Genomic DNA, 24,436 nt, shown 5'->3' on the forward strand with positions numbered 1-24,436 from the left:
CCTATTCGGACCGTCCGAGATCGGAGCTGCCGATGAAGGACAGGTGGTCGAGACGGTCGAGGATCAACCCCTCACGCAGCGCCCACGGGCAGATCTCGAAGGCCTCCAGGTCGAAGATGTCCAGGCACGCCTCGGCGACCAGCGCACCGGGCACGATCTGGTGGGCGCGCGAAGGGCTGACCCCGGGCAGCTCGGAGAGCTCCTCGAGGGACATCTCCAGCAGCTTCGGGATCCAGCGGCGCAGCTCGGCCAGCGGCAGCTGGCGGCGTACGCGCAGTCCCTCGCCGCTCGGGGCGGCACCACAGATGCGCGCCAGCGAGCGGAACGTCTTCGACGTCGCCACCGCCATGTCCGGCTGGCCGTCGCGCAGGATCCTGCCCGCGTCCTCGGCGATCGAGGCGCGGATCATCCGGCGCAGGTCGCGCAGCTCCTCCTCGGCCGGCCGGTCACCGAAGTAGGTGCGGGCGAGCCGGCCAGCGCCCAGCGGCAGCGACCAGGCGACGTACGGCTGCTCGTCCAGGCCGGCCGCGATCTCCAGCGAGCCGCCGCCGATGTCGAAGACGGCGAGCCGCCCGGCGGACCAGCCGAACCAGCGGCGTACGGCCAGGAAGGTCAGCCGCGCCTCGTCGTCGCCGGGAAGGACCTCGATCTCGACCCCGGTCTCGGCGTGTACGTGGTCGAGCACCTGCTGCGAGTTGCCGGCATCGCGCACCGCCGAGGTGGCGAACGCCAGCATCTCCGAGACGCCCTTCTCCTCCCCGGCGCGCACCGCGTCGCGGGTGAACTCGGTCAGCGCCTCGATCCCGGCCTCGGTCACGTCGCCGGAGTCGTCGAGGTGCTCCGCCAGCCGCAGCGGCTGCTTGAACGAGAACGCCGGCAGCGGGGCCGCCCCGCCGTGGGCGTCGACCACGAGCAGGTGTCCCGTGTTCGATCCGATGTCGAGTACGCCCAGACGCATGGGTCTACGCTACTTCGCCGCGACGCCCCGCGCGCACGCAGTGTTCCAATGCTCGCTGTGCGGACGACGTCAGCGCCCGGCCGTGGCCGCGGCGCGCTCGGAGCTCGGGGCGGGAACGGAGACGGCAGCCTCCCCGATCCGGGCGTTGACGGCCCCGGCCACGACGACCACGAGCGCGGCGGCAGCAGGCAGGAGCAGGGCCGCGTCGGTGCCCCAGCGCTCGGCGATGTCGCCGGTGACCGCGGAGGCCAGCGACTGCCCGAGGATGACGGCGGAGCCGAGCATGGTCATGACCGTGGCGGACCGGCCGACCGGGCTGCGGCGGGCACCGAGGCCGTACTGGGTGACCAGGGTCGGGCCGATGCCGAGGCCGATGACGAGCAGCGCGAGGACCATCCCGGTCACCGAGGAGACGCCCGGGAGCGCGAGGGCGCCCGCGAGCATGACGCCGCCGAAGACCAGCCAGCGCGCGGCCGGGGTGAAGCCCACCGGGAAGGCGGCGACGCCCAGCGCCAGCGCGGCCGACCCGACGCCCATCGCGGCGTAGACCAGGCCCGCCTGCTCCGGACGACCGTGGTCGGCCATGAACGCGGTCAGCGAGGTGAGCATCGAGCCGAAGAAGAGGCCGACGCCGAGGATGCCGACGACGATGACGACCACGCCCGGGCGGGCGAGCTCGCGCACGGAGCCCGCAGCCGGCGTACGTCCGGCCGAGGCCTGTGCGGTCGCGGCGCTCGGGTGGAGGGCGAAGGCGGAGACGAAGACCAGGGTGAGTGCCGCGGCGGCGACGACCGGCGCCCACGGGTCGATCGTCACGGCGAGGACGCCGGCGACGACGGGACCGACGATGAAGACGATCTCGTCGGCCGCCGACTCGTAGGCCATCGTCGAGTTGAGCACCCGGACTCGGCGACCCGGAACGATGCAGGCGGAGATGATCGCCACCAGCCGCGACCGCGACAGCGGCGCGATCTGCGGGGCGGTCGCGCCGACCAGGAAGGCCACCGCGAGCACCGCCGCGTCGGGCAGCGGGCTGTAGACCACCCAGGCCATCGCGCCGAGCGCCGCGGTGCTGGCGACGCTGATCGCCAGCAGCACCCGGCGCTGGCCGAACCGGTCCACGGCGGCACCGAGGATCGGCCCGCACACCGCGGCGCCGATCCCGACCATCGCCGAGTTCAGACCGCCCAGCGCCAGCGACCCGCGGCCGGCGACGACCAGCGTCAGCACCCCGACGACCACCATCGCGTACGGCAGCCGCGCGACCAGCGCGAGCGGGAAGTACGTCCCTCCGACGGCGCGCACCAGACTCTGCTCGCCCTGCTCCGACATCTCTTTCGAACCTCCCGCTGCGAACCGCGGCTCTGTGCCGCCTTGGTCCGCCGGCGGGGCCAGCGCGAGGTGATACACACATTGGACACGGAGCGGTCGCTCCGCACCTACAAGGATACGCCGCCCGGTCCGCCCGTCCGGAATCGCCGAGGAGTCGTCTCGGTCACGGTTCGAGGTCGACCACCCCGTTGCCGCTGAGGATGTCGAACGGCACCGAGACCTGGTCGTGGGTGATCACCCAGCTGCCGTCGATCCGGCGCAGCCCGTAGGTGACCCGCACCCACATCCCGGGCGTGGCGACACCGTTCTTCATGGTCCCGCTGAGCCGGCCGAAGGCGTAGCCGAACGCCACGTCACCGCCGATCGTGAGGGTCAGATCGCGGAGCTCGTAGTCGACGGTCTCGAAGACCTGGAAGACCTTCGCCCAGTTCGCTAGCTTCGCCTCGATCCCGACGTGCTGGAGCGGCGGCTCGACGTCGAAGGAGACGACATCGGGTGCGTACGGCTCCCGCAGGATGTCGAGGTCCTTGGCCCGCAGTCCCTCGATGATCTTCGCGATCCGGCCGCGGATCGCGGCCTCCTCCGCGGCGCTCATGCCCGCACCTCCGAGGCACCGACGAGGCCGTCGGTGGACCGCAGCGGCGCGAGCGCGGTGCCCCAGGAGACGACCTGGTCGAGCATCAGGGTCAGCGTGGCGGCGTGACGGTCGCCGGGCGTGAAGGTGGTGTTGTTCTCGAAGTCGGTGAACAGCGAGAGCTCGACAGGACGGCTCACGTCGGCCATCCCGAGCGCACTGCACACCGTACGCAGCTGGGCGACCGCACGAGCGCCGCCGCTGACCCCGTACGAGACGAAGCCGACCGCCTTGTTCGTCCACTCCGCGCAGGCGTGGTCGATGGCGTTCTTCAGGACGCCGGGCATGCCGCCGTTGTACTCCGGGGTCACGATCACGAAGCCGTCGAACGGGGCGATCCGCGCGGCCCAGTCGCGGGTGTGCTGGTTCGCCGACGGCCCGAACATCGGCGGCACCGGCTCGTCCAGGTGCGGGAGCGGGTGATCGACCAGATCGATCACCTCGAAGGCCGCGTCGCCGCGGCGCGAGGCCAGGTCGTGTACCCAGCCGGCGACCTGCGGACCGTTGCGGTGGGGGCGGGTGCTGCCGATGATGATGCCGATGCTGATCACGTACGGACTCCTTCTTCTCAGTGGTGCTTCCGTGGTGGCTGTGCTGCCCCTCCGACGACGCAGGCGACCGAAGTGTCAGGCCGGTCTCACAGATCGGGTCGCTGTTTCGTCGGACCGGTTGTAGACATGCAGACCGAAGGGAGCCGCCATGACCGACCCGCACCTCGCCGAGGTGATCGGTGAGCGTCGCCAGCTCATCAACCTCGCCTACCGCCTGCTCGGCTCGCTCGCCGAGGCCGAGGACGTGGCGCAGGAGACCTACACCCGCTGGTACGCACTCACCGAGCAGCAGCGGGAGGCGATCGACGCCCCCGGCGCCTGGATGACGACGGTCGCCAGCCGGATCTGTCTCGACCTGCTCGGTTCCGCACGGGCCCGGCGGGAGCAGTACGTGGGCGACTGGATCCCGGAGCCGGTGCCGGGCGGTTGGCTCGACACCGGGGCCGCGCCGGCCGATCCCGCCGACCGGGTCACACTGGACGAGTCGATCAGCATGGCCTTCCTGGTCGTGCTGGACTCGATGACCCCTGCCGAGCGGGTCTCCTTCGTCCTGCACGACATCTTCCGCTACACCTTCCCCGAGATCGCCGACATCGTCGGACGCACCCCGGCCGCGTGCCGCCAGCTCGCCTCCAACGCCCGCCGCCGCATCGACCTCTCCCGCGACCACTCGGCAGCCGAGCGCGCCGACCTGGTCCGCAGCTTCAAACAGGCCTGGGAGTCCCAGGACATCGAGGCCCTCGTCGGCCTGCTCGACCCCCGGGCGGTCGCGACCGCCGACGGCGGCGGCCTCGCCCTGGCCTTCCTCGAGCCGATCAGCGGCGCCGAGCAGATCGCCGGCGCCTGGATGGAGATCGCCGCGCGCGCCCCCGAGGTGACGCTCCAGGAGTGCCTCGTCAACGGCCAGGCCGGCCTCGTCGGCCGGGTCGACGGCGTCACCGTCTCCGTCTACGCCTTCGACGTCGCCGACGGCCGCATCACCCGCATCTGGGCCGTACGCAACCCGGAGAAGCTGCGTCCGTGGATCGCACGGTGAGCGTCCCGGTGCCGTTTCACCACGTAGGCTTACGAGGTGCCTGAGGTACCCCTGGATTTCCCGCGCGCGTGGGTGGAGTTCGTCAACCCCGACGACCCCGACGAGCGGATGCGATGCGACCTGACCTGGTTGACGTCGGCCTACTCCTGCATCTTCGGCAACGGCTGCCCGGGGATGTTCGAGAGCTCGCCGGACGTGGGGTGCTGCACGCTCGGGGCGCACTTCGCCGACGAGGAGGACGAGGCGCGGACCGCGGGCTTCGTCGCCGAGCTGACGCCGGAGATCTGGGAGCAGCACCCGGGGCGCGCGGTGACGACGGACGACTGGGTCGAGCTCGACGACGACGGCGAGCGCAAGACCCGGGTCACGGAGTTCCGTGGGCAGGAGTCGTGCGTGCTGGCGAACCGGCCGGACTTCCCCGGCGGATCGGGGTGTGCGCTGCACATCCTGGCCGCGAAGGAGGGCAGGGAGCACTTCGAGACGAAGCCTGACGTGTGCTGGCAGCTGCCGATCCGGCGTACGTTCCGGGATGTCGAGCTCACCGACGGGACGACCTACACCGAGGTGACGATCACCGAGTACGACCGCCGTGGTTGGGGTCCCGGCGGCCACGATCTCGACTGGTACTGCTCCGGCAACACCGAGGCCCACGTCGCCGTCGAGCCCGTCTACCTCACCAACCAGGCCGAGCTGACCGAGCTGATGGGCAAGGCGGCGTACGCCGAGCTGGTCCGTCACTGCGAGGCGCATGTCCGGTCGAGGTCCGCGCTGGCCCTCCATCCCGCGAGCCCGCGCTGAACCCCCGGGTGTATCTCGACATCAAGAGATAGCGACCCTGGATTGGTTTCTCTCTCAGGGAGAGTTCAGAATCGTTACATGCGCCTGGACCATGTTTCGTACGCTGCAGGACCCGATGGCTTGGTACAGACCGCCAAGCAGCTCGGTGAGCTGCTCGGCCAGGAGTTCGTCGACGGCGGCGTCCACCCCCGCTTCGGCACCCGCAACTACATCCTCCCGATGCGCGGCGGCCTCTACCTCGAGGTCGTCGAGGCGCTCGAGCACCCGGCCAGCGACAAGGCCCCGTTCGGACAGGCCGTCAAGGCCCGCTCCGCGCTCGGTGGCGGCTGGATCGGCTTCGTGATCGGCGTCGACGACATGACCCCGATCGAGGAGCGCCTCGGCCGCAAGGCCGTTCCCGGCAACCGTCACCTCCCCGACGGCCGCGAGCTCCACTGGCAGCAGATCGGCATCAACGGCCTGATCGCCGACCCGCAGTTGCCCTACTTCATCAAGTGGGAGACCCCCGAGCTCCACCCCGGCAACGCCGGCTCCGACATCACCCTCACCGACCTCGAGATCTCCGGTGACCCCGAGCGGGTCAAGGATTACCTCGGCGACGAGCTGAAGGAGCGCGTCGACCCGTGGACCGGCAAGCCCGCCGAGAACGTCCACATCGACTGGGTCGCCGAGCACGGCACCCCCGGCCTGTTGGCCGCCAAGTTCGTGACCCCGCGCGGCGAGGTCCGGATCTGAGTCGCACCGATCTCCCCGGCGCGACCGGGGCGATTCCCAGCCCCAACATCTGGAACCACACCGCGACGTACGAGATCGAGAACCGTGCGCTCGACCCGCACGGCCGGCTCTGGGCCGCCATGGCCGAGACCGCGCCGTGGGAGGGACGCGATGTCCTCGACCTCGGCTGCGGGACCGGGTTCTACCTGCCGAAGTTCGCCGAGACCGCCCGCAGCGTCACCGGCATCGAGCCGCATCCGGACCTGGTGACGCTGGCGCGGCGGCGTACGAAACGGCTTCCGAAGGTCACCGTCCACAACGGGATCGCGCAGCGGCTCCCGCTCCCGCCGAGCTCGGTCGACGTCATGCACGCCCGCTGGGCCTACTTCTTCGGCCCCGGCTCCGAGCCCGGGCTGGCCGAGCTCGACCGGGTGATGCGCCGCGGCGGCATCGCGATGGTGGTCGACAACGACGGCTCCCGGTCGAGCTTCGGCGCGTGGTTCCGCCGCGGCTACCCGAAGGTCCCGCCGCCCGAGGAGCAGGAGCGGTTCTGGTCGATGCACGGCTGGACGCGCATCGCGATCGACATGGACTGGTCCTTCGGCTCACGCGCGGACCTGGAAGCGGTCGTACGCATCGAGTTCGACCCCGCCACAGCCGCGGCGATCCTGACGGAGCACGAGGGGACGTACGTCGACTATGCCGTCAACCTCTGGTGGAAGCGCTTCTGACGCCCCCTGCACCGACGGCATCCGCTCGATGACCGTGCCGGCCTTCGCACGAGCGCCCATTGAATCTACGCCGGATAGCGACTCGTGCATGGGCTGGGGATCAGCGGCCGAGGATCTCGTCGGCAAGTCGGTGGAGTGGCACGACGAGGTCGGTGTAGTCGCCCATGCGGGTGCGGCCGAGCATGCGGGCGATCGCGAGGAGCTGTGCGCGACGCCCATCGGGTGAGTCGAGCATGTGGGCGAAGCGATGCGTGATCGTGGCCGCGGTGTCGGGCACGAGGAGGCTGTGGCAGTACAGAGTCGCGATGTCGTAGCCGTAGGGGGCAAGGCCCCACTGTTCCCAGTCGAGGATGACGAGGCTTGGGGCGGTTACGTTGGCCCAGTGCAGGTCGCCGTGAGAGGCCACCCAGCGGTCGACCTGGGGGTCGACGCGATCACCGAAGTATTCGCGCAGCTGCTGAGTGACGTCGTCCTGGACCTTCGCCTCCCGCGTCGTCGACGCGGCCGCGAGTGCCTCGAGGGACGTACCCAATTGGTTCAGCCAGGCGTCGTCGATGGCAGGAGGTGTCGTTGCCGCAGGGATCGACGAGGCGGGGGCTTGATCGACCAGCGTCATCACCTCGGTACGGAACCAGCGGTCTTCGTCGCGGGTCTCGGCAGAGTCGAGGACGATCGGCTTGGGGACGCCGACGATCTTGTTGGCGTCGAGGTTGCCGGTCCAGATCAGCATGTCGACCCACTGGGACTGCTCGGTGACGGTGCGAATCCACACCTTCTGCTCGGCGCGGGTGGCGTGGCCGGAGACGGATCGGTCGTACCAGCCCCACTTCCAATCCGGGTCGAGGTCGCAGCCGAGTCGGCCGGCAGCGCCCAGGTGCGCGTCGGTGAGGCGGCGGCGGTGGGCTCGGTCGGCAGGGCTGAGGGCTGTGCTCACCGGTGGGTGGTCTCCTCGTCGATGACATGGCGCAGGTAGGCGCGGGGGTCGGCCAGGTAGCGGCGCCAGTGGAACACCAAGTCAAGCTCGTCCCACTCGACATGGCGGAACCCGTGCTCTCCCACCTCGATGATGTCGGCGCCGGGCGTCGCGGCCAGGACGGGTGAGTGGGTGGCGCAGATGACCTGCGCCCCGGTGGTGCCGAGTTCGTGCATCCGGGCTACCAGCTCCACGCTGGAGGTGAACGACAGGGCGGCCTCGGGCTCGTCCATCAGATAGAACCCGGGGTCGGTGAACATGTTGTCGAACACGGTGAGGAACCCCTCGCCGTGCGACATCTCGGAGGTGTCCTCCTCCCAGTAGCCGTGCATCCCTGAGACGGCGTTCATGAACCCGAACGCGGTTTCGGCGCGCAGAAAGTAGCCGCGGCGTCTCGTACGGGACCCGGATCGGTGTGCGCCTCCGGCGATGGTGGTGTCGAAGTCGAGCGCCTCGCCGAGTGGGGTTTTGGGCCGGTCGTTGACGTACTTGCGTCCCGCGCGGCCGCCGTGCGCGTCCAGCCCCCAAGCCTCGGCGAAGGCCTCCACCAGGGTCGACTTTCCTGAGCCGTTCTCTCCCACAAGGAAGGTGATCGGCTTGGAGAACGTCATGCCCTCCCTCGCGAGCTGGGTGACGCACGGGACGTCGTACGGCCAGGGCCACCGGCCGGGGTCACCGGCAGGAAGCTTGTGGTCGGGGACGTAAGCGCGGGTCGCGAGCATGAACCCAGTGTCCTACGCCTCAGCGGTACCAGGGGACACACGCACCGACGGGCCGACAGTTGTTGGCGGGGCGGCAGGCTGGGGAGCAGGACGGGCCGCACTGCGGATTGCACATCTTCGGTACGCACGGCATCTCGCGTGGCGAGAACTCTTCTGCGAGCTTCGCGCTGGCGTCCTGCATGGGCTGCCCGACCAGGATCTCAGCCAAGGTGGTGTCCTGAACGTTCCCGACGGGCATCCAACGGGAGAACACGCACGGCCACACCGCGCCATCGGGGCCGATGGCGATCACTCCGTCGCCGCAGTTGCCGCACAACTGCGCCATGGAAGCTTCCTGGTCGCGGGTGCCCCGGCCCACCTGCCGCAGGCGGTCGACGCCGACATCGGTAACACCGATCGCGGCGAGTTCGGCGGATGCGGAATCCAGGTCCTGGCCGTCGAGCATCCCGATGATGCCGACACGCATCGGGATGCCCCGCCGGGTCGCCTCGACGAGGTTGGCCTTGGTGCGAGGGTGCGTGTTGCGGCGCACGATCTGCAGGTGCTGGGCAGGGTCGGTGGAGTACCAGGAGCAGGCGAGACGTACGCCCGGTCGATCGAATGTGTCCCACATCGCTGGGGAGACGTGGACCAGGTTGGTGAACACCTCCACCTCCAGGCCGCGCGTGAGGGCGTACCCGACGAGAGTTGGCAGGTCAGGGTGAAGGGTTGGCTCGCCACCGATGAACTGCACCATGGTTACGCCGAGGTCTGCGCCCTCGTCGATGATTCGTTTCCAGTCGGTGACAGTCATGGTGCCGTGGGTCCCGGCCGGCCCGGACTCGGCGTAGCAGTGAACGCACTCGAGTTGGCATCGGCCGGTGATCTCCAGCCACACGAACCCGAGACGGCTCTCTGCCGCCGGGGGGACATCCTCGATGACCTGGATCATTGGGTGCTCCTCGCAGGGTTGATTTCGACTGTGTTGGCCCCGCCAACCCGCCGCAACGGTCAGTTGAGGCGGGCCGGCGAGGAGATCTAGAGGGTGCTCTCCGCCAAGGGGCTGGCGGTCTCGTGGTGAAACTCAGCAAGGAGTTCGGATGCCGCCGAGGCCGCGGCGGCGATGGTCTCCCTGGGTACGCCGCACATCCTCAGCACCGCTTCTGCGATGCGACTCGCCCGCTGAGGGGTCATCGCCGTCCCAGCGTTGCGCAAGCCGGTGACGACCTCGATCGAGTGCATCAACATCTCGCCCAGATCTGGGGCGTCGATGTCAGCGGTCACGTCGACTGAGGCGGCCTGGAGGCCGATGCGGCCGTAGGCGTCGATCAGTTCGCGGCGCGTGTGCTGGAACTCGGCGTAGATCTCACTGTTGATCACGTCGGACTGGGCGTAGAGAATGCCGACGTTGTGGGGCGCATCGGCCAGGGTGCGGATGTCGATCAGCGCGAGTAGGTACAGCGCTGTCGCGTGAGTCTCGGGCGGTACTAGCGCCTCGATCTTCTCGACCTTGTCCATCGTGGGACGCACGGAGCGCTGCAGGAGTTCAGCGAGGATCTCGTCCTTCCCGGCGAAGTGGTAGTACAAGCTCGCTTGCCGAATGCCGACCCGCTCCGCGATCTCCCGAGTCGAGGTAGCCGCAAAGCCGCGAGTGACGAACAGTTCCGCCGACGCGTTGAGCACCTGGTCGCGCGGTGCTACCGCGCTGGTGCTTGGGACATGCCGCGGACGTCCGGGGGCCGCACGCCGAGATCTCATTCGATTTCCTCCGGTTGGTGGCAACCGCGGCCACGTATGCTCGTGGCGTCTCACAGGTCGCTGGCGCTCTTCGCCGATATCCAGCGTTGAGGGAACAGGACCGACATCTCCACGAACACCCGGCAGACATCGGCCGATATCGGCGGACATCGACCGACATCCGGGCCGAGCCACTGACGTCGGGCCGTTTGCTCGGGCAAGGTGTGAACAGGAGGACGACCAGATGACATCAGCTGCACCTCGTACGACGCTCGAGGCGATCAAGATCGAGCGCGGTCTGACCTGGCGTGATGTCGCCCGCTCGGTCGAACGCGCTTCAGCAACCCCCGGTGGTCGGTCGGTGACGCTTTCCGAGGATCACGCCCGGCGACTTGGCACCCGCGCGCTCGGCGAGGTTCAGCCGACGCCAGCGATCGCGCGGGCATTGGAGAGCGCTTTTGGCCATCCGGTCGTGGTCCTTCTCGGGCCCCACGATCCAGCCGCAACCCCGCCGGCCGGACGCCCCAGCTACCAGGAGGCTCTCACCATGGCTGCCGAGAAGGCCCGCCACCTAGCACTCAACATGCCCGGCATCGACGATTACTCCTTGCTCGAAGAAGAGCTGCGCGACCTCGCGCGGGCCTACCCGGTGCAAGCTCTTCCCGAGCTGATCAACCCGCTGGTCACGCTCCAGGACGCCGTTCACCAAGCGATCCTGAGCCCCCGCCGACCGGGCGACGCCGCCCAGCTCTTCAGCATCGGCGCCGTTACGGGCGGGATCCTTGCCAAGGCGTCCCATGATCTCGGAGATCCGCGAGCCGCCGTCACCCAGGCGCGTACGGCACTGATCCTCGCCGAGCAGGCCGGGAACACTACCGTCGCGGCGTGGCTGAACGGGCTGATGGCCCTGGTCGCATACTGGGACGGTCGGTCGCAGGAGTCGCTGCGCTACGTAGAGCGAGGCTTGGCGACAAACGCGGTGAACAGCGCCACGCTGTGGCTGGAGTCGTCAGGCGCACGAGCATGGGCCCGCCTCGGCAACGAGGAGGAGGCGACCCAGAGCATCCACCGTGCCGATGAGATCGCCGACGCCACGGAGCCCACCGACCTCGATGAGCTCGGTGGCATCCTCACCTTCACCGACGCCCGGGCGGCCTATTACGCCGCTGACGCGTTGAGCTGGATACCCAACCATGCTGAGAGTGTTGGTGCCGCACAAGAGGCAGTCGACGCGTACGCCGACGAGACACGAGACACCTGGGCCTTCGGCGACGCCGCCGGAGCCCGCTGCGACCAAGCGATCATCCGGATCGCAAACGGTGAGGTGGAAGGGGCAGCCGAGTCCATCGCGTCCGTGCTCGAACTTCCACGGGACCTGAGGATCGGAGGGGTCGTGAAGAGCGTCCAACGAGTCGGAGATGCGGTTGATGCGGCTTCCGATGGCAAAGCCGCTGACGAACTGCGAGGCCAGATCGAGGCGTTCGTCGCTCGACCGTTGACGATGCGTCCATGACAGGACGTACGCCGTCACAGCCCGTCAAGCTGACTGCGGGCTCGCTAGTGCTGCGGGACTTCGAGTCGGGCGACACCGACGGCGTGCATGCGATTGTCGGAGATGACCGAGTCACGAACTGGCTCAGCTTCGCATCTCGTGATCGAGACGAGGCGCAGTCCATGCTCGATGGGATCCTCAAGCGACAGCTCGACACCCCGCGCAGTGAGTACTACCTCGCCATCACCGAGTCGGCCTCGCCCGAGGTCGTCATCGGGTTCGTCCGCCTCGGCCTGGGAGGAGTCAAGGCAGCTGACCTGGGTTACGCGTTGCGCCCCGAGTGGCAGGGCCGCGGCATCGCGCGTACGGCGGTGTCGCGAATGATCGAGTTCGGGTTTGGTGACCTCCGGCTGCACCGTCTGACGGCCAACATCGGCCCTCAGAACACTGCCAGCATGCGGTTGGTCGAGTCACTCGGCTTCCAGCGCGAAGGCACAATCCGCGACCATGTGCACACCAATGGAGCCTGGCGCGACAGCGTCTCCTTCTCACTGCTCGAAGGTGAGTGGCCGCGATGATCGACCCGGATCACGCCCCGCGTACCTGCCGTTGTTCCTCAGTCTCGCCTTCGTGACGCGGCCGTGTCCAAGCCCGACTGCTCGGCAGCAAGGTCACCGTCAACCTCTGATTGAGGCGTCCCTAAAGCCGAGTCGCGACCTGGGCGAGCGTGGCCAGGGCGAGCGAGCGACTGTGCGAGGGCCAGGCGATGGCTGTGGTGACCTCGGGGGCGTCCAGGACCGGGAGGGTGGCGATGCCGTGGTGCTGCTCGGCGCGCGCCGACTCCGGCAGCACCGCGTACGCCCGGCCGAGCGCGATCAGCTGGTAGAGCTGCGTCGAGTCGCGGACCTCCGGCCCGGGGCCGTCCGCGAAGCCGCCACCCGACGGCCAGCGCATCGGCGGTACGTCCGGGATGTCGTCGAGGTCGGCCAGCCGCAGGTGGGAACGGGTCGCCCAAGGATGACCCGAAGGCAGCACCGCGACCTGGCCCTCGGTGAGCAGGTCCTCGCTGTCGAGTCCGTCGATCGAGTCGAAGGGCCGGTGCAGGAGCGCCACGTCAGCACGGCCGTCGCGCAGGTGCGGCCCCTGCTCACCGATGCCGCACAACGTGACCTCGACCTCCACCGAGCCGGGCTCGGCGGCGTACGCGTCCAGCAGCTTGGTCAGCAGCTCGGTGGCGGCTCCCGCCTTCGAGACGAGGACCAGTCCGGGCTCGTCGCCGCTGCCCACGGCCCGGCGGGTGCGGCGCTCGGCGGCATCGACCGCGTCGAGCGCCGCGCGGGCCTCGGCGAGGAGCACCCGGCCGGCGTCGGTCAGCGTGACGCCTCGGCTGTTGCGCTCGAGCAGCGGGCCACCCAGGCGCCGCTCGAGCCGGCTGATCGCGCGTGACAGCGGCGGCTGGGCGATCCCGAGGCGAGCGGCCGCGCGGCTGAAGTGAAGCTCCTCGGCGACCGCGACGAAGTAGCGAAGCTCCCGGGTCTCCATGGCCACAACCCTACTCCGACCTGGGAACATACCCGAGCGGTATCGGCGGCCACCGAGGTGATATTGGAGTGTTCCGCGGCCGCTGGCCAGTCTGGATGACATGAGCGAGAACACGATTGCGCTGGTCACCGGCGCCAACAAGGGAATCGGCTACGAGATCGCCGCGGGCCTCGGCGCACGCGGCTGGAAGGTCGGCGTCGGCGCCCGCGACGACGCCCGCCGGGAGGCCGCGGTGGAGAAGCTGCGGGCGAACGGCGTCGACGCCTTCGGGGTGCCGCTGGACGTCACCGACGACGCCAGCGTCGCCGCCGCGGCCCGGCTTCTGGAGGAGCAGGGCGGACTGGACGTGCTCGTCAACAACGCCGGCGTCACCGGCGGCATGCCGCAGAACCCGACCGAGATCTCGATCGACCAGATGCGGGTCGCGGTCGAGACCAACGTCTTCGGCGTCGTCCGGGTCACCAACGCGATGCTGCCGATGCTGCGTCGCTCCGCGGCGCCACGGATCGTCAACATGTCCAGCAGCGTGGGCTCTCTCGCCCGGCAGACCTCGACGGACGACCCGCTGGCCGTGGGGCCGATCTCGGCGGCGTACAGCCCGACGAAGTCCTACCTCAACGCCGTCACGATCCAGTGCGCCAAGGAGCTGCACGACACGAACATCCTGATCAACCTCGGCTGCCCCGGGTTCGTGGCCACCGACCTGAACGGCTTCCGCGGCGTACGCACGCCTGAGGAGGGCGCCCGGATCGCGATCAGCCTCGCGACGCTGCCCGACGACGGCCCGACCGGCGGCTACTTCGAGGACGCCGGCGTCATCCCCTGGTGATTACATTCACGCGAAATCCAGGTACACGACGTCAAAGGAGGCCACTCTAGGGAGCGACTCGGGTCCTCTCGGACCTCTCGGAAAGTTAGGAGCTCCACAGATGCGCCTCACCCCACGCCGCCTCGGCACGGTCATCGGTTCCCTCCTCGTCACGCTGGCGACCAGCCTGGTCGCCATCACCTCCACGGCCGCCCCCGCCCACGCCGACGCCTGCTACACCTGGAGCGGCACGCTTCAGCAGGGGTCCTCGGGCAACGCGGTCACCCAGCTCCAGATCCGCGTCGCCGGCTGGGCGGCCACCGGCACGATCTTCTCGATCGACGGGTCCTACGGCCCGGCGACGACGACCGCGGTCCGCAACTTCCAGGCCGCCTATGGGCTCGCCGCCGACGGGGTCGCGGGGACGAACACGTTCAACAAGCTCTACGCGCTCCAGGACGACGACTGCACCCCGATCCACTTCGACTGGAGCGAGGTCGACGACGTCTGCTACGGCGGCTGGCCGACGCCGATCTCCGGCGTGACGATCACGCAGGTCAAGGCCAACCTGATGCAGGCCATGTGGCGGGCCGAGGCCATCCGGCACCGGCTCGGCGACAACCCGCTGCGGGTGACCTCGGCCTACCGCTCGAAGGCGTGCAACGACGCGGTCGGCGGAGCCTCCAACAGCAACCACCTCTACGGCCGGGCCATGGACCTGGTCCCGGGCAGCAGCGCGACGACCATGTGCGGCATCGCCCGTGCCTCCCGCCAGTCGTTCCCGCAGGTCCTCGGGCCGGGCTACCCCGACCACAGCGACCACATCCACCTCGGCATCCAGTCGAGCGTCTACCACAGCGCCTCGCAGTGCTTCTGAGCCCGGCGAGCCGGTGAGCCGGTGAGCTGGTCGGGATCGGTATCGGTCCCGACCAGCTCGCCGCGTGGCATCGTTGTGCCGTGAACCTCGAAGCTCTCATCCCCACACCGCGGCTCGGCGTGCCCACGCGCGAGCGTCGTGCCCGCTCCGCGACCCGGGCGGTGCGGTGAGCACGCATCCCGGCCTGGCCGCCCACGGAGGGCTCGCCGTCGCCGGTCTGGACGCCGAGGCCGAGGCGGTCTACGGCGCCGTCCTCGCCGCCGGAGCGATCGAGGACGCCGAGGTCGCCCGCACCCTTGGGATCAGCACGGACGAGGCCGCGCGCACGCTCGACGAGCTCCGTGCGGCCGGGCTGGTCAACCGGGCGGCGGGTGACGGCCGGTTCGCCGCCGTCGACCCGCGGGTCGCGCTGCGCGCGGTCGCGGAGCGTGCGGAGGACGGGCTCGCCCGGCTCCGTGCCGCCATCCCGCTGCTGGCCGAGGTCTACGAGAACCGTGGTGCGGCGGAGCGCCCGGGCTCGAGCGTCAGCGTGCTCGTGGGTGCCGACGCGGTGGGCGCGGCGTACAACAGGCTCGAGCATCAGGCCGTCGAGGAGTTCATGGCGTTCGACCGGCCGCCGTACGTGCTCGCTCCGCTCAACCCGCTCGAGCCGGTGGTCATCGCGCGCGGTGTGCGCTGGCGAGCGGTCTACGCGGCGGCGGCGCTGGACCGGCCCGGCGCGTGGGACGAGGTACGCCGCGCCGTCGAGGCCGGCGAGCAGGCGCGGCTCACGAGCGAGCTGCCGGTCAAGCTCGCGATCGCCGACCGACGCGCCGCGCTCGTGTCGACGCGCCTCGACGGCCTGCGGCCCGAGGCGATCCTGACCGATTCCCAACCGCTCGTCGCCCTGCTGTGCGAGATGTTCGAGGCGCACTGGGAGCAGGCCGCCGACGTGCCGCCCGACGAGACCGCGCACCGCGGCCCGGTTCCGGTCGAGCGACGGGGCCCGACGACGGAGGAGCGAGCGCTGCTCGCGTTCTTCGCGTCCGGAGCCAAGGACGAGGTGATCGCCCGCGAGCTGCACGTCTCGACCCGCACGGTACGCCGCCGCAGCCAGCTGCTCCTGCGACGGCTCGGAGCCGCGAACCGGTTCCAGGCCGGGGTGCAGGCAGCCCGGCGCGGCTGGGTCTGACCTGGGCCGACGGGTCGAGGTGGCAGGCCCGCAACCTGGGTGATGGCCGCCTGCGGCCAGTTGGCCGCTGCCGGACTCCGGCACGCGTGCGGTCGAAACACCGGAGCGCTTTCATGGGCGCTGAGCCGTCATGCGCGGATCTCAGAACGTTCACCGGAAGGCCACCCATGTCCCCCATTTCCTGTCGCGGCGTCACCGTCGCGCTGGCGGTGCCCGCCGTGCTCGCAGGCTCGGTCCTCGTACCCATGAGCGCAGCGGCCGAGCCCGGCGAGTCCGTCGCCGTCATCATCGAGTTCGACAGCCCCGGCGCCGTGGAGCGCGTCGGCGCCGACCGGATCGCGGAGTCACGATCCGCGACCGGCGACGTCGGCATCCAGGACGCTCTGTCGGCCACCTACAGCGCGGCCGCGAACGACATCGCCACCGAGCAGGACGCCGCCGTCGACCGTCTCCGGGCGGACGGCATCCCGGTCGACGAGAGCCGGAGCGTCACGGGCCTGATCAACGCCGTCATCGCGGAGGTGCCCGAGCGCAGCCTCGACGAGCTCTCCGCCGCGGACGGCGTCGCGTACGTCACCCGCGATGTGCAGATGCACGCGTTGACCGTCGACTCCGTCCCCTCCACCGGCGCCCCCGCGGCCTGGGAGGAGAAGGACGCCGACGGCACCGCGCTACGCGGCGAGGGTATGACCGTGGCCGTGATCGACACGGGCGTCGACTACGGGATCGCCGACCTGGGCGGCGGTTTCGGCGAGGGGCACAAGGTCGTCGGTGGCTACGACTTCGTCGCCGGCGACGACGACCCGATGGACGAGCACTACCACGGCACCCATGTCGCCGGCATCGTCGCCGGAACAGGAGCCGAGACGACCACCGGCGTGGCACCCGACGCCTCGATCACCGCGTGGCGAGTGCTCGACGCCAACGGTGAGGGCATGATGTCCGACGTTCTCGCCGGCTTCGAGGCCGCGGTCGACCCGACAGGCGCGCACCCCGCTGACGTGGTCAACATGAGCCTGGGCGGCCCGGTGGAGGACGACGACCCGCTCGCCCGCGCCTCGACGGCAGCGGTCGAGGCGGGCACCGTGGTGGTCGCCGCCGCGGGCAACTCCGGTCCGTACGACGAGACCGTCGGCTCGCCCGCGAGCGCGCCCAGCGTGATCGCGGTCGGCGCCTCGACCACCGGCATCCGTACGCCGTCGATCACCCTCCGCGGCGCCACCGTGCCGGCCGGCTCGATGCGCCGTTACCCGCTGTCCGCGAATCCCGGCCCCAAGCCCGTGACCGCGCGCGTGATCGACGTGGGCTCGGGCACTCCCGAGGACTACGAGCGCGTCGGCGACGTGACCGGCGCGATCGTCGTCTATCAGAGCCCGACGGCGCAGGCCGTCACCGGTTACGACATGTACCTCTCCGAGCTCGCCGAGCAGCAAGGCGCGGTCGGTGCGCTCGTCTACCAGCCCACCAACGCCGAGGCCGGGACCGGCGACGGCCCGATGGGTGGCTTCGAGACCGACGCCAGCGGCAGCGGTGACCTCACGGCCCAGGCCGGCTGGGACCAGCGCCGGACGACGCTCGTGATGATGTCGCTCTACGGCGGCGACTACGGCAACATCCGCCGGGCCGTGCTCGACGGCAAGGTCACCGCGACGATCACGGGGAAGGACGCCACCGACCTGATCGCGTCGTTTAGCTCACGCGGTCCGGCCGGCACGGCCCTCAAGCCCGAGATCGTCGCTCCCGGCGTCGAGATCCGCTCGGACATCCCCGCCTGGCAGGGCATCGATGGCAACGCCTACCGCTTGTCCGGGACGTCGATGGCCGCGCCGCACGTCGCGGGTGCCGCGGCACTGGTACGCCAGGCCCACCCCGACGAGTCGGCCCTGAAGATCCGCGCCCGTCTGATCGGGTCGGCACGGGAGCTCGACAGCACCGATGCCGACGTCAGCCCGTTCACCCAGGGCGCCGGAGCGCTGGCGGTCGACCGAGCAGTGGCGCAGGACGTCACCGCTTCGCCCGACGCGCTCTCGCTGGGCCTCGCCGACACGGCGGGCGACGTCCGCTCACGCACGGCCACCGTCACGCTGACCAACTCGGGCAGGACGACGCAGAAGCTCAAGCTGCGCGCCGAGGCGTCCGAGGTCAGCGACGGCCGCGTCGATCTGTCGGCCGGGTCGCTCACGCTGAAGCCGGGCGGCAGGGCCGAGGTGAGGATCACCCTCACCCCCGGCCACCGCGACCGGTCCGGCGAAGTGTCGGGTGAGCTCGTCGCCACCGGCGCCGGCAAGGGCGCCGCGAGCGTGCGCGTGCCGTACGCGCTGCTGGTGCGCCCGCTCGTCGTCCGAGCGACACCGGATGTCGTCGACAGCGCGACGCGCGTCGTCGTGCAGGCACCGGCGGCGCTGGACCGTCCGTCCGCCGACGTCGTGGCCCCTTCGGGCCGGCGCACGACCGTGACGCTGTCGCCGCAGGACGGCCGGCCCGGTTGGTACGCCGCCGACCTCGAGCTGCGGGAGGCGGGCGTCCACCGGATCGACGCGACCGGCACCACCGCCGAGGGACGGCGGCTCGGCGGGGCCGGGTCTCTCGTGGCGCTCGGGACGGACAAGCGCGGCGACTGGGAGCAGGTGGGCCCGATCTTCACCGGCGGGCTCACGGTGACCTCGCCGGACCGCGCCGGCACGGCGATCCACGTCGTCCAGGACGGCATCAGCCCGTTCTGGACGAGCGACGGCGGCCAGACCTGGACGCGGGTGCGCTCGATGCCCGTCGCGGCGGGCGTCGGCCTGCCGGCGGCCGACCCGGCCGTGCCCGGCGGGTTCTGGCTCGCCGTGAACGGCATGGCCGGGCACGACGTGCTCGACGCCACGTACCAGGGCCGCCTGCTGCACAGCGCGGACGGCGGGAAGAGCTGGGAGGTGACGTCACTCCCCGACGAGCAGATCCAGGCGGTGAGCGCCGACCGCTCCACGGTCGCGGTCGCGACCGCCGCGGGGCTGCGGTTCAGCCACGACCACGGCCGGACCTGGGACCTCGTGCCGACCGGCTGGACGGAGTCGGTCGAGCACCTGGCGGTGGCTGACGGACGGGCGTACGTGCAGACGTTCGACGGAGTGTGGCGGGTCGACCTGACCGGTCAGGCACGCGGCACCGTCACGCAGGTCCTCGCGCCGGAGAGCAGCATCGGCTCGCTCTCGGACGTGGCGGTCGCGGGCGACACGGTGATCGCGACCGTGTGGGACACCGAGGATGCGACCGTGCTGCGGTCCGATGACGCCGGGGCCACCTGGAAGTCGTCGCAGCCGGTGCCCGGCGCCTACACGCTCGGCCTGTCGGTGGCGGGCGACACCACCTATCTGCGCTTCTTCGACCGGTTGTACGCCAGCACCGACCACGGCGCGACCGCGACGCCGGTCGCACTGCCCGAGGGGACGCGCGACGTACGCGACGTCGACGCGTGGCAGGGCGGGGACGGGCTCGTCGTGACCACGAACGCCGGCGTCTGGGGTGAGGACCGCGACGCCTGGACGAGGTATCCGCTGGCGGGCGGCAACACGTGGAGCCTGGCGGTCGGCGTCGATGCCGCGAAGGAGCCCGTGCTGCGTACGGGCGACGCCCAGGGGATCAAGGAGCGCAAGCAGGGCGATCTCGGTACCGGCCGCGCTCTCGACTGGGGCCTGACGGGCGACGAGGGCTGGATCGGCCTGACGGCCCTGGACGTCGAGCAGTCGCCGATCGGCGCACGTGACGTGTGGTGGGTCCGGCAGGACGGCTTCCTCGGGACGCAGCTGATCCGCCGCTCGCTCGACGGCACCGACACCCGCGTCGGACCCCATGTCGAGGTCGGAGACGTCGCGGTGTCACCGCTGAGGGACCGCACCGTCGCGACGACCTACGGCGCCGAGCCCGAGCACGGCATCCTCGTCTCGACCGACGGGTTCGCCACGTGGACCACGCATCCGTACGACCTCGCGGTCCGCGCGATCGAGTTCGACGCGTCCCGGCCCGAGCGGCTGTGGATCGCCGCGAGCGAGGGCCTGTACCGCTCGGACGACCTCGGCGCGACGCTCACGAAGATCGCCGACGGCCCCGTCCGCTCGCTGTCGGTCGAGAAGGACGTCGTGCTCGCGGGCACGGACGGCGGCGCGCTGGTCAGCACGGACGGCGGGAAGAAGTTCCACAGGTCGGCGATCCCGAACCTGCGCGCGGCGGTCGGCGCGGTCGCCTCGGTCGAGGTCGCGGTCTCGGCGGATGCCGGCGGCAGGCCGGGCAAGGCCGTGCGTGTGCTCGTCGCCGGCAGCACCGACCTCGTCCGCGACGGGGTGCTCGCCTCGGGCGCCGGGGCCTTCGTCAGCACCGACGAGGGCAGGACGTGGCAGCCGGCGTCGGGTGGCCTCACCGCGCTCGACATCCGCGATCTCGCGGTCAGCCAGGACGGCAGGTGGCTGTACGCAGGCACCAGCCGAGGTGGGGTCGTCCGCACCGCGACCGATGCGCTGGTGAGCGCGATCCGCTGAGATCAGGACATATCGGTGAGCTGGTCGGGATCGGCATCGGTCCCGACCAGCTCGCGGAGCTTGTCGTTGACGTCCCAGATCCCGACATTCATGCCGGCGGTGACGGTGGCGCCGCGCCGCCAGTAGGCGATGAACGCGTCGCCCTCGGTGTCGCCGCGGAGGATCACCTCGTCCTCGGGGGCTGAGCGGCCGACGTACTCCATGGAGAACTCGAACTGGTCGGTGAAGAAGTAGGGCTGCCAGTCGTAGGCACCGTCCTTCCCCAGCATCGACCGGGCCACCAGCCGGCCCTGCTTGATCGCGTTGTCCCAGTGCTCGACCCGCAGCGGGCCGAGCACGGTGTGCTTCGCGAGCGCGACGTCGCCCGCGGCGAAGACCCGAGGATCAGACGTACGCAGCCCCTCGTCGACCACGATGCCGTCGCCGACCTCGAGGCCGGCGTCGGCGGCGAGGCTCGTGGCCGGTGCGGCTCCGACGGCGACGAGCACGATGTCGGCGGGGATCTCACCGGCGCTGGTGCGTACGAGCCCGGGTTCGATCGCCTCGACGGTCGTCTGGGTGTGGACCTCGACGCCGTGGCGGATGTGGAGGGCGGCGACGTGCTCGGCGAGGGTGGGGCCGAGGACGTTGAGCAGCGGCTGCGCGGCCGCCTCGAGCACCACCGCCTTCCCACCGAGCGCGGTCACCGATGCCGCGACCTCGAGCCCGATCCAGCCGCCGCCGACCGCGACCACCCGCGTCCCGGGCTCGATCGCCTCCTTGAGGCGGCGGGCGTCCTCGACGGTGCGGAGGGTCATCGCGTTCTCGACGCCCGGGATCGGCGGCGTCCTCGGGTCGGCGCCGGTGGCCAGGAGCAGCTGGTCGAAGGGCAGCTCGTCGCCGTTGTCGAGCGTGACGGTCCCGGCGTCCAGGTTCAGGGCGGTCGCGGTGGTGCCGGTCAGGAGGGTGACGTCCTTCTCGGCGAACCACGCCTCGTCGTGGGAGAGCTTGAACTCCTTGGCGCCGGAGAGGAAGTCCTTGGAGAGCTGCGGTCGCTCGTAGGGCAGCTCCGGCTCCTTCCCCACCAGGGTCAGGCGGCCGGCGTACCCCTCGTCGCGAAGGGCTTCGATGGCGCTGACCGCCGCGAGACCAGCACCGATGACGACGATCTGCTCAGTTCCCATGACGCCATCGTCCCGCGGATCGGTCTGGCTATGAAGACCCGCGGACGGTCAGGGCCGGTTTCAGCATCACACCGGGCGCGGCGTAGGACGGCGTGGCCAGCAGCTCCTCGAGCGCCTTGACCAGCTCGCGCGCGGCCTCCTCGAGCGGAGGACGTACGGACGTGATCCCCGGCGGCACCGTCTGCGCGACCTGGGAGTCGTCGAAGCCGACCACCGCGACGTCCTCGCCGAGCCGCAGGCGCCGCTCGAAGAGCGAGTGGAGCACGCCCATCGCGAGCGTGTCGGAGGCACAGACCAGCGCGGTCGGCTCGGTCTCGTCGAGGATCGCGTCGGCGGCGGCCTTGCCCGAGCTGATCGAGTCCTCGGTGCGCGAGGCCAGGCCGGTGGTCGAGAGGCCGTGGGTGTGCATCGCGTGGATCCAGCCGCTTCTCCGCTCCTCACCGAGGAGCGAGTCCTTGTGCCAGCCGATCCAGGCGATCTTCGAGTGGCCGCGCTCGATCAGGTGCTCGGTGGCGATCTCGGCACCGTAGGCGAGGTCGACGTCGACCCAGGGATGCTTGGCGTCGGGCTGGGTCCACGGGCGGCCGAAGGAGACGAACCGTGCCCGGCGGGACTGCAGCCAGGTGGTCTGCTGGCCGCCGAGGTGGGTGTCGGTCACCACGAACGCGTCGACCGCGGTCGAGCGGAGCAGCTCGTCGTAGCCGTCGAGCGGGTCGGCGGGGTCCCCGTAGAAGAGGAGCACGTGATAGCCCGTCTCGGCCGCGGCCTCGACGAAGGAGTGCACGAACCGGTCCATCATCGCGTTGGCCGTGCCCTCCTGGAGGGCGGGCATCCGCAGGCCGATCAGATGGCTGGCTCGTGTCCGCAGGCTCCGGGCGGCGCGGTTGGGCTGGTAGCCCAGCTTGTCGATCGCGTCCTGCACGCGGGCGAGGGTGTCGGCACGCAGCAGGTCAGGGTTGTTGACCGCGTTGGACACCGTCTGCCGGGACACGCCGGCCAGCTCCGCGACGTCCGCCAGGGTCGGCGGAGCGGCCGAGATATGACCGCCGGAACGCGGCACCGCCACGCTCTGCCTCCCTTGATGCCGATGTGGAACTCTGGATCGTTCCAAGCCATGGTAACGACTGCCGGCCCCTTGGGACGCTTTCAGGGTCAATGTTGGTCTCGACCCGCTTCGCGGGTTCGCGGGCTCACCCGCTGCGCTCGCTCGACCTCCTCCCGTTGCGCCGCCGCTCGTGCCTCGCGGCGACGCAGGATCGGATGTCGGTGCCTTGGTCTAAGTTGCTGGCCATGGCTACCGCACGCTCGTCCAAACGCGCCACCTACCGCTGCTCGGAGTGCGGCTGGGAGACCGGGAAGTGGGTCGGTCGCTGTGGCGAGTGCCAGGCCTGGGGGTCGGTCGCCGAGACGGCGGCCCCGATCGGACGTACGCCGGCGGCCCCCGTCTCCACCGCCGCGGTGCCGATCGGGAAGGTGTCGGTGACCGAGTCGGAGCGGCGTACGTCGGGGGTGCCGGAGCTCGACCGGGTGCTCGGCGGCGGGCTGGTGCCGGGAGCCGCGATCCTGCTGGCCGGTGAGCCGGGTGTCGGGAAGTCCACGCTGCTGCTGGAGGTGGCCGCGCAGACGGCGCGCTACGGGCGGCGTGCACTGTATGTGACGGGCGAGGAGTCGGCGTCACAGGTGCGACTGCGCGCCGACCGGACCAATGCCATCCAGGACGAGCTCTATCTCGCCGCCGAGACCGACCTCGGCGCCGTGCTGACCCACATCGAGGAGACCCGGCCCGACCTGATCGTGGTCGACTCCGTGCAGACCATCGGCGCCTCCGGGGTCGAGGGCGTCCCCGGTGGCGTGACCCAGGTGCGCGAGGTGGCGGCGGCGCTGATCCGGGTCGCCAAGACCCGCAACATCACCACCGTCGTGGTCGGCCACGTGACCAAGGACGGGGCGATCGCCGGGCCACGGGTGCTGGAGCACCTGGTCGACGTGGTCCTCCACTTCGAGGGCGCTCGGGACTCACGGTTCCGGATGGTGCGGGCGATGAAGAACCGCTTCGGCCCGGTCGACGAGGTGGGCTGCTTCGACCTGTCCTCGGAGGGCATCGTCGCTGTCACCGATCCGTCGGGTCTCTTCGTGGAGACCCATCACGTCTCCGTCCCCGGCACGTGCGTCACCGTGACGATGGAGGGTCGCCGGCCGCTGCTCGCCGAGATCCAGGCGCTGACCGTGCTGGGTGCGGAGGAGCGGGCGAAGCGTACGACCTCGGGGTTGGACGGCTCCCGGCTCGCGATGATCCTCGCCGTGCTGCAACGCCACGCGCGGGTCGGTCTCTCGGGCCGCGACGTGTTCGCCTCGACCGTCGGCGGGGCCCGGATCAGCGACCCGGCCGCCGACCTGGCGATGGCGCTCGCGGTCGCCTCGAGCCACACCGGCACGCCGACGCCACGCGGCGTGGTGGCACTCGGTGAGATCGGCCTGGCCGGCGAGCTGCGACGGGTGCGCGACCTCGACCAGCGGCTCTCCGAGGCGGCGCGGCTGGGGTTCACGGTCGCAGTCGTCCCGGCCGATCCCGGGGCTCCGGTGCCCAATCGCCCGAATGAGCGTGAAGTCGACGGGATGCGTGTCTTTGAGGTCCACAGCATCAGTGCCGCGCTGGAATTCCTCCGCTTGGTGTGATCGGCTTGGTGACTCGTGGCCGATC

At 70.6% G+C, this 24,436-nt stretch carries 22 protein-coding genes; 11 read left to right on the forward strand and 11 right to left on the reverse strand.

The genetic code is table 11. The annotated features are described in order from the left end of the window. Position 1 precedes the first annotated feature (1 nt). The 4 genes from ACWZJV_RS12405 to ACWZJV_RS12420 form a co-directional block, all read right to left on the reverse strand. Positions 2 to 958: a Ppx/GppA phosphatase family protein gene (locus tag ACWZJV_RS12405; RefSeq protein ID WP_196872467.1), complete on the reverse strand. Its 957-nt coding sequence runs from the start codon at positions 956 to 958 to the stop codon at positions 2 to 4. Positions 959 to 1,027: 69 nt separating this feature from the next. Continuing rightward, positions 1,028 to 2,290 (reverse strand): MFS transporter, encoded by a 1,263-nt coding sequence (locus ACWZJV_RS12410; protein WP_457181657.1) that lies wholly within the window; start codon positions 2,288 to 2,290, stop codon positions 1,028 to 1,030. A 163-nt stretch (positions 2,291 to 2,453) separates the two neighbouring features. Further along, positions 2,454 to 2,885: a YybH family protein gene (locus ACWZJV_RS12415; RefSeq protein ID WP_457181658.1), complete on the reverse strand. Its 432-nt coding sequence runs from the start codon at positions 2,883 to 2,885 to the stop codon at positions 2,454 to 2,456. After that, on the reverse strand, positions 2,882 to 3,475 hold the full coding sequence (locus ACWZJV_RS12420; protein ID WP_457181659.1) for an NADPH-dependent FMN reductase: 594 nt from the start codon (positions 3,473 to 3,475) through the stop codon (positions 2,882 to 2,884). The genes ACWZJV_RS12415 and ACWZJV_RS12420 overlap by 4 nt, the downstream gene beginning before the upstream one ends. Before the next feature lie 148 nt (positions 3,476 to 3,623). Here ACWZJV_RS12420 and sigJ point away from each other — a divergent pair, with 148 nt between their 5' ends. The 4 genes from sigJ to ACWZJV_RS12440 all read left to right on the forward strand — a co-directional run bounded on the left by sigJ (position 3,624) and on the right by ACWZJV_RS12440 (position 6,754). Further along, a complete protein-coding gene (sigJ, locus tag ACWZJV_RS12425) occupies positions 3,624 to 4,511 on the forward strand; it encodes an RNA polymerase sigma factor SigJ (RefSeq protein WP_457181660.1) in 888 nt (295 codons plus the stop codon). 36 nt (positions 4,512 to 4,547) lie between these two features. Then, positions 4,548 to 5,309 carry a hypothetical protein gene (locus tag ACWZJV_RS12430; protein ID WP_196872460.1) on the forward strand — a complete coding sequence of 254 codons (762 nt, stop codon included), beginning with the start codon at positions 4,548 to 4,550 and terminating at the stop codon, positions 5,307 to 5,309. A gap of 78 nt (positions 5,310 to 5,387) precedes the next feature. Continuing rightward, complete coding sequence (locus ACWZJV_RS12435; RefSeq protein ID WP_008354842.1) at positions 5,388 to 6,044, forward strand: VOC family protein; 657 nt, start codon at positions 5,388 to 5,390, stop codon at positions 6,042 to 6,044. Positions 6,045 to 6,163: 119 nt separating this feature from the next. Next, positions 6,164 to 6,754 (forward strand): class I SAM-dependent methyltransferase, encoded by a 591-nt coding sequence (locus ACWZJV_RS12440; RefSeq protein ID WP_457181661.1) that lies wholly within the window; start codon positions 6,164 to 6,166, stop codon positions 6,752 to 6,754. Positions 6,755 to 6,854: 100 nt separating this feature from the next. Here ACWZJV_RS12440 and ACWZJV_RS12445 read toward each other — a convergent pair whose 3' ends face one another. The 4 genes from ACWZJV_RS12445 to ACWZJV_RS12460 all read right to left on the reverse strand — a co-directional run bounded on the left by ACWZJV_RS12445 (position 6,855) and on the right by ACWZJV_RS12460 (position 10,111). Further along, positions 6,855 to 7,688 carry a phosphotransferase gene (locus ACWZJV_RS12445; RefSeq protein WP_457181662.1) on the reverse strand — a complete coding sequence of 278 codons (834 nt, stop codon included), beginning with the start codon at positions 7,686 to 7,688 and terminating at the stop codon, positions 6,855 to 6,857. Continuing rightward, positions 7,685 to 8,449 carry an AAA family ATPase gene (locus ACWZJV_RS12450; RefSeq protein ID WP_457181663.1) on the reverse strand — a complete coding sequence of 255 codons (765 nt, stop codon included), beginning with the start codon at positions 8,447 to 8,449 and terminating at the stop codon, positions 7,685 to 7,687. The genes ACWZJV_RS12445 and ACWZJV_RS12450 overlap by 4 nt, the downstream gene beginning before the upstream one ends. A gap of 19 nt (positions 8,450 to 8,468) precedes the next feature. Then, entirely contained in the window at positions 8,469 to 9,380 is a 912-nt protein-coding gene (locus ACWZJV_RS12455) for a radical SAM protein (RefSeq protein WP_457181664.1), read from the reverse strand. Between the two features lie 86 nt (positions 9,381 to 9,466). Continuing rightward, entirely contained in the window at positions 9,467 to 10,111 is a 645-nt protein-coding gene (locus tag ACWZJV_RS12460) for a TetR/AcrR family transcriptional regulator (RefSeq protein WP_457181665.1), read from the reverse strand. 298 nt (positions 10,112 to 10,409) lie between these two features. Here ACWZJV_RS12460 and ACWZJV_RS12465 point away from each other — a divergent pair, with 298 nt between their 5' ends. Next, positions 10,410 to 11,678, forward strand: a complete 1,269-nt coding sequence (locus ACWZJV_RS12465; RefSeq protein WP_457181666.1) for an XRE family transcriptional regulator — start codon at positions 10,410 to 10,412, stop codon at positions 11,676 to 11,678. Further along, positions 11,675 to 12,235 carry a GNAT family N-acetyltransferase gene (locus ACWZJV_RS12470; protein WP_457181667.1) on the forward strand — a complete coding sequence of 187 codons (561 nt, stop codon included), beginning with the start codon at positions 11,675 to 11,677 and terminating at the stop codon, positions 12,233 to 12,235. Before ACWZJV_RS12465 ends, ACWZJV_RS12470 begins: the two co-directional genes overlap by 4 nt. Positions 12,236 to 12,356: 121 nt before the next feature. Here the strand turns inward: ACWZJV_RS12470 and ACWZJV_RS12475 are convergent, their stop codons facing one another. Beyond that, positions 12,357 to 13,199: a LysR family transcriptional regulator gene (locus ACWZJV_RS12475; protein WP_457181668.1), complete on the reverse strand. Its 843-nt coding sequence runs from the start codon at positions 13,197 to 13,199 to the stop codon at positions 12,357 to 12,359. A 100-nt stretch (positions 13,200 to 13,299) separates the two neighbouring features. On the opposite strand from ACWZJV_RS12475, the gene ACWZJV_RS12480 reads away from it, so the two are divergent. From ACWZJV_RS12480 to ACWZJV_RS12495, 4 genes are all read left to right on the forward strand, one after another. Continuing rightward, positions 13,300 to 14,028, forward strand: coding sequence for an SDR family oxidoreductase (locus tag ACWZJV_RS12480; protein ID WP_457181669.1), 729 nt, complete (start codon positions 13,300 to 13,302; stop codon positions 14,026 to 14,028). Between the two features lie 100 nt (positions 14,029 to 14,128). Further along, a complete protein-coding gene (locus ACWZJV_RS12485) occupies positions 14,129 to 14,884 on the forward strand; it encodes a M15 family metallopeptidase (protein WP_008354850.1) in 756 nt (251 codons plus the stop codon). Between the two features lie 166 nt (positions 14,885 to 15,050). Next, positions 15,051 to 16,055 carry a LuxR C-terminal-related transcriptional regulator gene (locus ACWZJV_RS12490; RefSeq protein WP_457181670.1) on the forward strand — a complete coding sequence of 335 codons (1,005 nt, stop codon included), beginning with the start codon at positions 15,051 to 15,053 and terminating at the stop codon, positions 16,053 to 16,055. A gap of 167 nt (positions 16,056 to 16,222) precedes the next feature. Beyond that, positions 16,223 to 20,572, forward strand: coding sequence for a S8 family serine peptidase (locus tag ACWZJV_RS12495; RefSeq protein WP_457181671.1), 4,350 nt, complete (start codon positions 16,223 to 16,225; stop codon positions 20,570 to 20,572). A gap of 2 nt (positions 20,573 to 20,574) precedes the next feature. Here the strand turns inward: ACWZJV_RS12495 and ACWZJV_RS12500 are convergent, their stop codons facing one another. Together ACWZJV_RS12500 and ACWZJV_RS12505 are read right to left on the reverse strand one after the other, a co-directional pair. Continuing rightward, positions 20,575 to 21,735, reverse strand: a complete 1,161-nt coding sequence (locus ACWZJV_RS12500; protein ID WP_457181672.1) for an NAD(P)/FAD-dependent oxidoreductase — start codon at positions 21,733 to 21,735, stop codon at positions 20,575 to 20,577. A gap of 28 nt (positions 21,736 to 21,763) precedes the next feature. Beyond that, positions 21,764 to 22,801 (reverse strand): LacI family DNA-binding transcriptional regulator, encoded by a 1,038-nt coding sequence (locus ACWZJV_RS12505; RefSeq protein ID WP_457181673.1) that lies wholly within the window; start codon positions 22,799 to 22,801, stop codon positions 21,764 to 21,766. Between the two features lie 224 nt (positions 22,802 to 23,025). Between ACWZJV_RS12505 and radA the strand changes: the two genes are divergently transcribed. Next, positions 23,026 to 24,411 (forward strand): DNA repair protein RadA, encoded by a 1,386-nt coding sequence (gene radA / locus ACWZJV_RS12510; RefSeq protein WP_457181674.1) that lies wholly within the window; start codon positions 23,026 to 23,028, stop codon positions 24,409 to 24,411. The last annotated feature ends 25 nt before the right edge of the window (positions 24,412 to 24,436 follow it).

This window comes from Nocardioides sp. WG-D5 (assembly GCF_054031175.1).

Coding starts and splice junctions, on each gene's coding strand:
- ACWZJV_RS12405 (WP_196872467.1), bottom strand. CDS start 958: ATGCGTCTGGGCGTACTCGACATCGGATCGAACACGGGACACCTGCTC.
- ACWZJV_RS12410 (WP_457181657.1), bottom strand. CDS start 2,290: ATGTCGGAGCAGGGCGAGCAGAGTCTGGTGCGCGCCGTCGGAGGGACG.
- ACWZJV_RS12415 (WP_457181658.1), bottom strand. CDS start 2,885: ATGAGCGCCGCGGAGGAGGCCGCGATCCGCGGCCGGATCGCGAAGATC.
- sigJ (WP_457181660.1), top strand. CDS start 3,624: ATGACCGACCCGCACCTCGCCGAGGTGATCGGTGAGCGTCGCCAGCTC.
- ACWZJV_RS12435 (WP_008354842.1), top strand. CDS start 5,388: ATGCGCCTGGACCATGTTTCGTACGCTGCAGGACCCGATGGCTTGGTA.
- ACWZJV_RS12440 (WP_457181661.1), top strand. CDS start 6,164: ATGGCCGAGACCGCGCCGTGGGAGGGACGCGATGTCCTCGACCTCGGC.
- ACWZJV_RS12450 (WP_457181663.1), bottom strand. CDS start 8,449: ATGCTCGCGACCCGCGCTTACGTCCCCGACCACAAGCTTCCTGCCGGT.
- ACWZJV_RS12455 (WP_457181664.1), bottom strand. CDS start 9,380: ATGATCCAGGTCATCGAGGATGTCCCCCCGGCGGCAGAGAGCCGTCTC.
- ACWZJV_RS12465 (WP_457181666.1), top strand. CDS start 10,410: ATGACATCAGCTGCACCTCGTACGACGCTCGAGGCGATCAAGATCGAG.
- ACWZJV_RS12470 (WP_457181667.1), top strand. CDS start 11,675: ATGACAGGACGTACGCCGTCACAGCCCGTCAAGCTGACTGCGGGCTCG.
- ACWZJV_RS12475 (WP_457181668.1), bottom strand. CDS start 13,199: ATGGAGACCCGGGAGCTTCGCTACTTCGTCGCGGTCGCCGAGGAGCTT.
- ACWZJV_RS12480 (WP_457181669.1), top strand. CDS start 13,300: ATGAGCGAGAACACGATTGCGCTGGTCACCGGCGCCAACAAGGGAATC.
- ACWZJV_RS12485 (WP_008354850.1), top strand. CDS start 14,129: ATGCGCCTCACCCCACGCCGCCTCGGCACGGTCATCGGTTCCCTCCTC.
- ACWZJV_RS12495 (WP_457181671.1), top strand. CDS start 16,223: ATGTCCCCCATTTCCTGTCGCGGCGTCACCGTCGCGCTGGCGGTGCCC.
- ACWZJV_RS12500 (WP_457181672.1), bottom strand. CDS start 21,735: ATGGGAACTGAGCAGATCGTCGTCATCGGTGCTGGTCTCGCGGCGGTC.
- radA (WP_457181674.1), top strand. CDS start 23,026: ATGGCTACCGCACGCTCGTCCAAACGCGCCACCTACCGCTGCTCGGAG.